The following is a 10,506-nucleotide window of genomic DNA, read 5'->3' as shown; positions in this document are numbered from 1 at the left end:
CAGGTGCCACGTAACCCCGCATCCCGCACCCCATCACGCCCCGTCACCCGCACCACGCCTGATTCCGGGCGCCCGACGCTGGCACCCGTCCAGCCGATCGAGGCGCAAACGCCAGGCGGACCACAAGTTCGAATCAACCTCGGTCGGGTGTTCAGAGCTGAGGGCGGCAACTACTTTCTACTGCTGGGCACCACCCTGTTTCTGGTCATCTTCGGCCTTGTCATGGTGCTGTCGTCGTCGTCGGTCGACTCCTTTCTGGCCGACATGGGTTTCTTTGGCGGGCTGCTCCGACAGGGCATGTTCGCGCTGATCGGCATTCCACTCATGCTCGTCGTCAGTCGGCTGCCGCTCGCGTTTTGGCGGCGCGTGGCCTGGCCGTCGCTGCTGATCACCTGTTTCTTTCAGTTTCTGGTGGTGGCCACCGGACTCGGACGCGGCACCGGAGGCAACACCAACTGGCTGAACATCTTTGGCATCCAGTTTCAGCCGTCTGAGGGCATCAAGGTGGCACTGGTCATCTGGCTCGGCATGATCCTGTCGAAAAAACAGCATCAGCTCGATAACTGGAGGCACGTATTCATTCCGGTGTTCGGGGTAGGCGGCGGCGCCACGATGCTCGTCATGATCGGCGGCGACCTCGGAACCACCATGATCATGGCCGGCATTTTGTTCGGCGCCCTGTTCTTCGCCGGAGTCAAACTGCGTCTGCTCGCCGTACCCCTGCTGGTCGGTGTCGTTGGCGCTATCGTGCTCGCTATCGCGAGCCCCAATCGCCTGACCCGCATCATGAGCTTTCTCAACGAGGGCTGCACCGAGCTGATCGGGGAAATCTCCGCGAGCTGTTGGCAACCGCTGCATGGCACTTGGGCGCTGGCCAACGGGGGAATACTCGGCGTTGGCCTCGGCAATTCGAAGGCCAAATGGTCCTGGTTGCCGGCCGCCGACAACGACTACATCTTCGCCATCATCGGCGAAGAGCTCGGACTGATCGGCTGCATCGTCGTGCTCGGCATGTTCATCTTGCTGGCCTTCGCCTTTCTGCGCATCATGCGAACGGCCACAACCGTGCAGGCCAAGGTCTCCACCGCCGCCGCCATGGTCTGGATCATCGGCCAGGCCTTCGTCAACATCGGCGTGGTGCTCGGAGTGTTCCCCGTGTTGGGCGTACCGCTGCCGTTGATTTCGGCCGGTGGCACCGCTCTGCTCACTACCCTCGTGGCGATCGGCGTCGTGCTCTCTTTTGCGCGCGGCGACCGCTCGAGCGAACCGAAGAATGATTTCGACGACACCGACTCCATCGAGGCTGACCGGGCATGACCACGTACTTACTCGCTGGCGGCGGAACCGCCGGCCACGTCAACCCCCTACTCGCCGTCGCCGACCGCATCCGCAGTATCGAAGCGGATGCCACGGTGCTGGTTCTCGGCACCGCTGAGGGTCTCGAGGCACGCCTGGTTCCAGCCCGCGGCTATGAACTCATCGTCGTGCCCCGGGTGCCGTTTCCGCGCCGGGCGAATCGGGCGGCGCTCGATTTTCTGCCGCGATTTAACGCCGCCGTCCGCAGGGTGGCCACGATCATTCGATCTCGGAAGGTCGATGTCGTCGTCGGCTTTGGCGGCTACGTTTCCACGCCGGCGTACCTCGCCGCCCGCCGTGCTGGCGTGCCGATCGTGATCCACGAGGCGAACGCCAAGCCGGGCCTGGCCAACAAGCTGGGTGCACGCCTGACTCGGCACGTCGGCGTCGCGTTCGCCGGCACTCCGATTCGGCACGCCCGGTTTGTGGGCATGCCGCTGCGCCCCGAGATCGAACACCTCGACCGGGCAGCGTCCCGGCCCGACGCTGCCGCGTTCTTCGGTCTCGTACCGGAACGCCCCGTGCTGCTCGTCACCGGCGGGTCACTTGGTGCCCGTAAGCTCAACGCCACCCTGGTCGCTGCTGCGCGGGACCTCGTGGCGGCGGGCTGGCAAGTACTGCACATTACCGGGTCGAAGGCCGAGGTCACCGACCCGCAGCTGCCGAACTACCACCTGGTCGCGTACTGCGACCGCATGGATCTCGCCCTCGCGGCGGCTGATTTCGCCGTGACCCGGGCCGGAGCGGCGACGGTGAGCGAGCTGTGCGCGCTCGGTATTCCGGCCGTGTACGTGCCCTACCCGGTCGGCAATGGGGAACAGCGTTTCAACGCTGCGCCGGTGCTGGCGGCCGGTGGGGGCGTTCTGGTCGACGACAAGGACTTCGTGCCGGCCTTTGTTCAGGGGGAGTTGGTGACCCTGTTGGGTGACCGGGCGCGGCTGGCGGCGATGGGGATAGCTGCGGCATCCGTTGGCGTGTTGGACGGCACCGCGCAGATGGTCGACCTGATCCACGAGGCGGTCACGACCTGAACACCGGTTGGCACGCGTAACGTAGTGCCCGCACGAACTGTTTTTTTAGCTTCAATCGAGAAGAGCGCACCACGGTGATCAAACCAGACCTCAACCTGACCATTCCCGACCAGCTCGGAAGTGTGCACTTCGTGGGCGTCGGCGGATCCGGCATGAGTGGCATCGCTCGGCTGTTTCTGAACCAGGGCTACACGGTCACCGGATCGGACGCCAAGGATTCACCGAACGTGCAGGCCCTGCGTGAACTCGGTGCGACCGTGTACATCGGGCATGACGCCGCCAACGTCGGCACCGCCGACTCTCTCGTTGTCACCGGCGCTCTCTGGCAGGACAACCCCGAGTACGTACTCGCCAATGAACGCGGCCTGCCGGTGCTGCACCGGGCGCAGGCCCTGGCTTGGCTCATCCGCCAGCACCGCCTGGTATCTGTCGCCGGCGCACACGGCAAGACCACCTCCACCGGTATGATCGTCACCGGCCTGCTCGGCCTCGGCCAAGACCCGAGCTTTGTCAATGGTGGCGTGATCGAATCGCTCGGGGTGAGCTCCGCGAGCGGCGCCGACGACCTGTTCGTGGTCGAAGCTGACGAATCCGACGGTTCTTTTCTGCTGTACCACACGGCAGTTGCCCTGGTTACGAACGTTGACCCCGACCATCTCGACCACTACGGCTCGCTCGAAGCCTTTGAGGCCGCCTTCGTCGAATTCAGTCGGAATGCCAGCGAACTGGTCGTCATCTCCTCCGACGACGTGGGCGCGGTAAGGGTCACCGCGGCCATCACTGCCGGCCTGAGCGACGCGGATGCCGCTGCCCGCGTGGTCACGTTCGGCGAGCACCCGAATTCCACAGTGCGCGTGCACTCCATCACCACTACCGGGCCGGTTAGCTTCAGCGTCGCCTGGCGAGGCCAGGACTACAGCGCCACCCTGCGCATCCCCGGCAAACACAACGCGATCAATGCGGCCGGTGCCTTCGCCGTTCTGGTCGGCCTCGGCTTCGACCCCGCAGCCAGCCTCGACGCGATCGCCGGCTTCGGCGGAACCCAGCGCCGGTTCGAACTGCACGGCACGGTCGGTGGCGTCAGCGTCTACGACGACTACGCCCATCACCCGACCGAGGTCGCCGCCGCCCTCGCCGCAGCCCGCACCGTGGTCGGTGAGGGCCGCATTATCGCGGTGCACCAGCCGCACCTGTACAGTCGCACACGCCTGTTCGCGCGGGAATTCGCCGAGACCCTCGAGGCCTTCGCCGACCAGACCATCGTGCTCGGTGTCTACGGCGCCCGCGAAGACCCAGAACCCGGTGTCACCGGCGCGCTCGTCTCCGAACGGTTCCGCGACCCGTCCCACGTGGCATACGTGCCCGACTGGCAGGATGCGGCCGACTACCTCGCCAGTATCGCCCGCGACGGTGACTTCGTCGTGACCCTCGGCTGCGGAGACGTCAACCGTATCGTGCCCCAGTTGCTCGCCTCGCTCGAAAAAGTACGCGGATGAGGCGGCGGTGAGACGACCGGCCAGCTTCGATCGTCCGGCCCAGCCGCCTCCCGAGTCGGCTCGCTCGAGCGCTCCTGCCCCGAAACGGCCTGCGGACTCGCCCCGAGCTAAACCGACGTCCACGCCACCCACGGATACCGACGCGGCGCGAGCGCCAGCGCGGCCGCCACGGAACCCGCCTTCCTCATCGACAGCGCCGAAGGCTGCACGTGGAGGGGGAGCCGCTGCACAAAAACGCGCGCCGAAACCGTTCAACGCGTCCGAAACGACGACGGAACCGATCGTTCTCGCCGGGGGAGGCGCATCCGGTTCGCTCGTCAGAGCTGCGCCAGTGTCGGTTCTGCCGCACGCGGTGCCTGCTGCTTCGGTGCAGGCAGACGGGCCCCAGGAACCCTCCAGCGGCAGTGCAGGCGCCAGCGCGGCCCGGTCGTTGCTCCGGGCGGCCCAGCGCGCCCGCAAACGTTTTGAACGGGCCGAAGTACGGCGGTTCACCGGGCGCACGCGTCGTCGGCGAACCGCGTGGATTCTCGGTGTCGGTTCGATTCTTCTCGCTTTCGCGCTCATCATCGGCGCCGCCTATTCACCCCTGATGGCTCTGCGCACGATAGAGGTCGTCGGTACCAGCCGCATTGCGGCAGCGGATGTGTCTGCAGCGCTTTCCGAGGAGCTCGGAACCCCGCTGCCCCTGATCGACAGCAATTTGGTCAAGCGTGAACTGTCGCAGTTCACCCTGATTCAGAGCTACGTCACCGAAAGTCGCCCGCCGGGCACGCTCGTGGTGCGCATCGTCGAACGTGTCCCGGTGGGTGTGCTCGCCGGTCCGACCGGGTTCGATCTGGTCGACGCCGCCGGAGTGATCATTGAAACAACGCCGGAGCGCACGGCGGGCTACCCGCTCATCGACGCGCCGGACGGAATCTCCAGCCCCGGATTCAAGGCGGCCGCCGCGGTTCTCGCGGTGCTGCCCGAAAGCATCCGTACCCAGTTGGACGCGGTGACTGCCGTTACCACCGACGATGTCACACTGAGCCTGCTCGGTGGTGAGCGGGTGGTCTGGGGCAGCCCGGAAAAATCCGAGTACAAAGCCATCGTGCTCGCCGCCCTGCTGATCGGCCACCCCGCCGGCACGGTCAATGAGTACGACGTGTCGTCGCCCGACAGCGCGGTGCTGCGGTAGTTTGCAACGGATTCTGCCCGTTCTTCGCGACACGCGGGCGCGCCTCCCCAGCCACGCGCCGCGCCCGCATACTTTCGTAATCAGGAATTGCATACTCAGCATAACTTTAAACTTCGACTAGAGGTTTAGGGTTCCACCCGGAGGCCGGACGTGTCAAACAATCAAAATTATCTAGCCGTTATCAAGGTTGTCGGCATCGGCGGTGGTGGCGTCAACGCCGTCAACCGCATGATCGAACTGGGCCTCCGCGGTGTTGAGTTCATCGCCATCAATACGGATGCCCAGGCTCTGCTCATGAGCGACGCCGACGTCAAGCTCGACGTCGGTCGTGACCTCACCCGCGGCCTCGGTGCCGGCGCAGACCCTGAGGTGGGTCGCCGCGCCGCCGAGGACCACGCCGAGGAGATCGAAGAAGCCCTCGCCGGGGCCGACATGGTCTTCGTCACGGCAGGAGAGGGTGGTGGTACCGGTACCGGTGGCGCCCCCGTCGTCGCCCGCATCGCCAAGTCGATCGGCGCGCTCACCATCGGTGTCGTCACCAAGCCATTCGGCTTCGAGGGCAAGCGCCGCCAGGCCCAGGCCGAGACCGGTGTTGCCTCGCTCAAGAACGAGGTCGACACCCTCATCGTCGTGCCCAACGACCGCCTGCTCGAAATCAGCGACCGCGGCATCAGTATGCTCGAGGCCTTCGCGACCGCTGATCAGGTGCTCCTGGCTGGCGTGCAGGGCATCACCGACCTGATCACCACCCCCGGGCTGATCAACCTCGACTTCGCCGACGTCAAGTCGGTCATGCAGGGCGCCGGCTCGGCCCTCATGGGCATCGGCTCGGCTCGCGGAGCCGACCGTGCGATCAAGGCGGCCGAACTCGCCGTCGCGTCGCCCCTGCTCGAAGCCTCAATCGACGGCGCCCACGGTGTGCTCCTGTCGATCCAGGGCGGATCCAACCTGGGAATCTTCGAGATCAACGATGCGGCCCGCCTCGTGCAGGAAGCCGTGCATCCGGAAGCGAACATCATCTTCGGTGCCGTCATCGACGACACCCTGGGCGACGAGGTCCGAGTCACCGTCATCGCCGCCGGCTTCGACGGTGGCGAGCCCGGCGCCAAAGCGGTCGAGGTGCGTCGTGCCGACCTGGTGGCCGCTGGAATTGCGGCTGGCGCCGGGTCAGCAACGGCCGGCGCGGCAACATCCACGCTCAGCGCCACACCGGCGACCGACTCCGGCAGCTACAGCGACGGCGAGCTCGCGGCCTCCGTCTGGGGCGGCTCTGACGCTGGTAACGGCGTGACCGTTGCCGACCCGGCCTTTGAAGAAGAGGCCGACGATCTGGACATCCCCGACTTTCTCAAATAGGTCGATGTCAGGCAATCCCGGAGTCGAGCACGTCGCGTCGACTCCGGGATGCACCCATTCCACCACACGCAACGAACAGAGCACTATGAGCCCGGCATTTCCTAACGGGGCACCCTCCGAACCGGCGTCAAACACGTCGGCACCGAGCGATCTGGCAACCCGTCTGGAAACCGTGCGCGTTGGTGTCGCCGATGCTGCCCGAACAGCGGGCCGCGAGCCGGCCGACATCACCACGATCGTCGTCACCAAGTTTCACCCAGTTTCACTGCTCGAAGAGCTCTACGCCCTCGGTGTACGCAACATGGGAGAGAACCGGCATCAGGAGGCGCAGTCCAAGGCCGCGTCGCTTGCCGATCTCGACCTCGTCTGGCATTTTGTCGGGCAGATACAGGGCAAGAAGGCGCGCCAGGTGCGGGCCTACGCCAACGTCATCCACTCGGTCGATCGCGAGTCTCTCGTGACCGCACTGGCCTCGGAAGAATCGACGATCGATTGCTTCATCCAGGTGAATTTGACGGATGACGCGGCGCGCGGAGGCGTGCATCCCGCGAATCTGTCTGCTCTGGTAGACAGCGCCCTCATCGCCCCCGGCGTGCGCCTGCTCGGTCTCATGGCCGTCGCTCCCTTGGGGGAAGAGCCGCGCCGTGCTTTCGCCCACGTTCGCGAGCTCAGCGAGCAGATCCGTCAGCAGGCCCCCGCGGCCACCGCGCTGTCCATGGGCATGAGCCAGGACTATGCGGCTGCGGTGCTCGAAGGGGCGACACACCTAAGAATTGGCACGGCAATCACCGGCAATCGCCCGGTGCTCTAATAATCTCGAAGTAGCAAACCAACACGGAGGTCGACATGTCCAACCCGCTCAAGAAAACCATGGTCTACCTGGGTCTGGCAGACGAAGAGCTGGAGTACCAGGCGCCCGCCAGCGCCCAGAGTGCTGCTGCCACCAACCACGTGAGTGCCGTTCCGTCCCGCGGTCACGACAATGCGCCGCACGGTAGCGGCGCACCCTCCAACACGGCTCAGAACTCTGCCGGTCGTGCACCGGTCACCCCCCTGCGCAAGACTTCGACCCCCCAGAATGTGGCTGCGTCTGAAATGAACGAAATTCTCACGGTTCACCCGCGCGCCTACAAAGACGCCCAGGTCATTGCCGAATCCTTCCGCGAAGGCATTCCCGTCATCATCAACCTGTCGCAGATGAGCGACGGTGACGCGCGCCGCCTCATCGACTTCGCCAGCGGCCTGTCACAGGGCCTCTATGGCAAGATCGAGCGCGTCACGGCCAAGGTCTTCTTGCTCTCGCCGTCCCACGTCGTCGTTTCCGGCGACAGCACCACCGAAGAGGGCGCTGAAGATAGTTCCTTCTTCGCTCAAGGCTAGACTTAAGTGTGACTGGTCTATCAATTCTGGGGAATCTTCTCTATTTCCTCTTCTTCATGTACTTCCTCGTCCTCTGGGGTCGATTCATTATCGACCTCGTGCGCGGTGTCAATCGGGCTTGGCGTCCACAGGGCTTCCTCCTCGTGCTGGTCGAGCTCGTCTACACGCTGACGGACCCGCCGGTACGTTTCTTCCGTCGCCTGGTCCCGCCGCTTCGCATCGGGCCGATCGCGCTGGATTTCGGCTTCACGCTGACAATGCTTTGCTGCATCGTCGGCATGACCGTGGCAGGAATAATACAACGGGCCTAGTGAGGCATGTATCCTTGTCGGATGACTGGTTCGCCCCGAGCCTGCACTCGCTCGTCGGTAGCCCGTAGTCAATCCAACACTTGAGGCACTCATCGCCTCGAGTCAGTCAAATGTTCGCAATAAATACAAGTTTTGAGGGTGGAAAGCCATGGCGCTAACTCCGGAAGATGTAGTCAACAAAAGGTTTCAGTCGACCAAGTTTCGTGAGGGATACGACCAGGACGAAGTCGATGACTTCCTCGACGAGGTCGTTGTCGAACTGCGTCGCCTGACCAAGGAAAACGAAGAACTGCGCGGCCAGGTCGGCTCCGATGCTGCTCCCGCAGCCGAGTCAGCTCCAGTGCCTGCCGTGTCGTCCGAACCCGTTGTCGTCGAACCCGTCGCCGTTCCGGTTGCCGCTGTCGCCGCGACGCCGATCGACGAGACGGCCGGAACGACCAACCTGCTGCAGCTGGCTCGCCGCCTGCACGAAGAGCACGTCAAGGAAGGCGCTGAGAAGCGCGATGCCCTGATTGCTGAAGGCCACGCCACCGCGGCGCGCGTCATCGCCGAGGCCGAGACCCAGCAGCGCGTTCAGCTGCAGAAGCTCGGCCAGGAGCGTTCGACGCTCGAAGGCAAGATCGACGAGCTGCGCACGTTCGAGCGCGAGTATCGTCTGAAGCTCAAGAGCTACATCGAGGGTCAGCTGCACGACCTCGACGCGAGCTCGGCTAGCTCTGCGGCTGACGCCGGCAACACGCCGAAGCCCAGCTTCCAGGGCTTTGGAGCCTAGCGCCGGAACGAAGAAGCGTTCGCGAGCGCTTATCGTTCTAGCCCTCGTCGCGCTGGGCGTTTACGCGCTCGATCAATTCAGTAAGTACCTCGTTGTCGCGTCGATGATCGAGGGTTCCGTGATCCGGGTTCTGAACGATCTGCTGCAATGGCACTTCGTTCGGAACCCGGGGGCGGCCTTTTCGCTCGCGAGTGGGTCCACCTGGATCTTCTCCATCATCGCCGCCGCCGTTGTGGTGTTCATCCTGTGGTTCGCCCGGCGCATCCACTCATTCGCCTGGGGACTCGTCTTCGGGCTTTTGCTCGGCGGAGTGCTCGGCAATCTGACCGACCGGCTTCTGCGCGAACCCGGCTTCGGGGTCGGGCACGTCATCGATTTCATCTCGACACCCTGGTTGTTGCCGGCGATCTACAACGTCGCCGACATGGCCATCGTGAGCAGCATGGTCATCTTCATGATTTTGACCATTCGCGGCATCGGCCTCGACGGCAAGAAGGTCGTGGCCGTCAGCAAGACCACCACCCCAACACTGAAACAAACGGATGCTGTGACTCCCGATTCCTACACCAGCGACTCCGTTACTCCCGACTCAACGAGCAGCGACCGGCCAACCCCTGGGGCCGAGGCCCGCCCATGACTGGTTCTCTCGACCTGTCCAGCCCTCCGGAGCGGCGATCGCTGCCCCTCCCTGACGGGTTGGAAGGCGTGCGCGTTGACGCCGGCCTGGCCAAGCTGTTCGGGTTCTCCCGCAGCTTCGCCGCCGAGGTGTCCGAAGCAGGCGGCGTCGTGCTTGACGGCATCGTCGTCGGCAAATCGGATCGTCTGCGGGCCGGCAGCTGGATCGAAGTGACCTGGCAGCCCAAGCAGCCGGTGCGCATCATTCCCATCGCCGTTCCCGACCTCACGGTTGTGCACGACGATGAGAGCATCGTCGTCATCAATAAGCCGGCCGGCGTCGCCGCCCATCCGAGCGTCGGCTGGACCGGGCCGACCGTTCCGGGCGCCCTGGCGGCGGCGGGGTATCGCATCGCGACGTCCGGCGCTGCCGAACGGGCGGGTATCGTGCATCGCCTCGACGTCGGTACCAGCGGGCTCATGGTCGTTGCCAAGTCGGAGACGGCCTACGTGGCGCTCAAAAAGGCGTTCCACGACCGCGAGGTGGAGAAGATCTACCACGCGGTAGTGCAGGGCCATCCCGACCCGCTCACCGGCACCATCGACGCGCCCATCGGCCGCCACCCACGGTCGGACTGGAAGTTCGCGGTACGGGCTGACGGCAAGCATTCAATCACCCACTACGAGACCCTCGAAGCCTTCCCCTCGGCCTCGTTGCTTGAGGTGCACCTGGAAACAGGGCGCACCCACCAGATCCGCGTGCACATGACGGCCCAACGGCATCCGTGTGTCGGCGACGCCATGTACGGTGCCGATCCGTCGATCACCGCCCGGCTCGGACTTAAACGCCAGTGGCTGCACGCCAAACAGCTGGCTTTCACCCACCCGGACAGTCACGAATGGGTTACCTACAACGCCGATTACCCGACCGACCTCACACACGCACTCAGCGTGTTGCGCGGAGATTGAACTTCGGTATTCGTCTTCAAATTCGTTTCATTGACTGCTCGGA

11 protein-coding genes are annotated in these 10,506 nt (G+C 64.6%); all 11 read left to right on the top strand.

Going from position 1 to position 10,506, the window contains the following annotated elements; all coding sequences use genetic code 11:
• Nucleotides 1-147: 147 nt before the first annotated feature.
• The 11 genes from ftsW to E3T39_RS08165 all read left to right on the top strand — a co-directional run bounded on the left by ftsW (nt 148) and on the right by E3T39_RS08165 (nt 10,463).
• Nucleotides 148-1,317, top strand: coding sequence for a putative lipid II flippase FtsW (ftsW, locus tag E3T39_RS08215; RefSeq protein ID WP_166784087.1), 1,170 nt, complete (start codon nt 148-150; stop codon nt 1,315-1,317).
• Nucleotides 1,314-2,387 carry a UDP-N-acetylglucosamine--N-acetylmuramyl-(pentapeptide) pyrophosphoryl-undecaprenol N-acetylglucosamine transferase gene (locus tag E3T39_RS08210; protein WP_134514283.1) on the top strand — a complete coding sequence of 358 codons (1,074 nt, stop codon included), beginning with the start codon at nt 1,314-1,316 and terminating at the stop codon, nt 2,385-2,387. The genes ftsW and E3T39_RS08210 overlap by 4 nt, the downstream gene beginning before the upstream one ends.
• A gap of 74 nt (nt 2,388-2,461) precedes the next feature.
• The gene (gene murC, locus E3T39_RS08205) at nt 2,462-3,883 is read left to right on the top strand and encodes a UDP-N-acetylmuramate--L-alanine ligase (protein WP_134514281.1); all 1,422 of its coding nucleotides are present in this window, start codon (nt 2,462-2,464) and stop codon (nt 3,881-3,883) included.
• A gap of 331 nt (nt 3,884-4,214) precedes the next feature.
• The gene (locus E3T39_RS08200) at nt 4,215-5,060 is read left to right on the top strand and encodes a cell division protein FtsQ/DivIB (RefSeq protein ID WP_241979600.1); all 846 of its coding nucleotides are present in this window, start codon (nt 4,215-4,217) and stop codon (nt 5,058-5,060) included.
• 150 nt (nt 5,061-5,210) lie between these two features.
• On the top strand, nt 5,211-6,416 hold the full coding sequence (ftsZ, locus tag E3T39_RS08195; RefSeq protein ID WP_134514279.1) for a cell division protein FtsZ: 1,206 nt from the start codon (nt 5,211-5,213) through the stop codon (nt 6,414-6,416).
• A gap of 4 nt (nt 6,417-6,420) precedes the next feature.
• Nucleotides 6,421-7,227, top strand: a complete 807-nt coding sequence (locus E3T39_RS08190) for a YggS family pyridoxal phosphate-dependent enzyme (RefSeq protein WP_241979599.1) — start codon at nt 6,421-6,423, stop codon at nt 7,225-7,227.
• Between the two features lie 35 nt (nt 7,228-7,262).
• Nucleotides 7,263-7,796: a cell division protein SepF gene (locus E3T39_RS08185; RefSeq protein WP_134514278.1), complete on the top strand. Its 534-nt coding sequence runs from the start codon at nt 7,263-7,265 to the stop codon at nt 7,794-7,796.
• 8 nt (nt 7,797-7,804) lie between these two features.
• Complete coding sequence (locus tag E3T39_RS08180) at nt 7,805-8,107, top strand: YggT family protein (protein ID WP_241979598.1); 303 nt, start codon at nt 7,805-7,807, stop codon at nt 8,105-8,107.
• 148 nt (nt 8,108-8,255) lie between these two features.
• Nucleotides 8,256-8,879, top strand: coding sequence for a DivIVA domain-containing protein (locus E3T39_RS08175; RefSeq protein ID WP_134514276.1), 624 nt, complete (start codon nt 8,256-8,258; stop codon nt 8,877-8,879).
• A complete protein-coding gene (lspA, locus tag E3T39_RS08170; RefSeq protein ID WP_134514274.1) occupies nt 8,869-9,516 on the top strand; it encodes a signal peptidase II in 648 nt (215 codons plus the stop codon). Before E3T39_RS08175 ends, lspA begins: the two co-directional genes overlap by 11 nt.
• Nucleotides 9,513-10,463 carry an RluA family pseudouridine synthase gene (locus E3T39_RS08165; RefSeq protein WP_134514272.1) on the top strand — a complete coding sequence of 317 codons (951 nt, stop codon included), beginning with the start codon at nt 9,513-9,515 and terminating at the stop codon, nt 10,461-10,463. Before lspA ends, E3T39_RS08165 begins: the two co-directional genes overlap by 4 nt.
• The last annotated feature ends 43 nt before the right edge of the window (nt 10,464-10,506 follow it).

The sequence above is a fragment of the Cryobacterium suzukii genome, from assembly GCF_004403185.1.
GTDB lineage: Bacteria > Actinomycetota > Actinomycetes > Actinomycetales > Microbacteriaceae > Cryobacterium > Cryobacterium suzukii.
The sequence above is the reverse complement of the archived record's forward strand: the minus strand, read 5'-3'. Positions and strand labels throughout refer to the sequence as shown.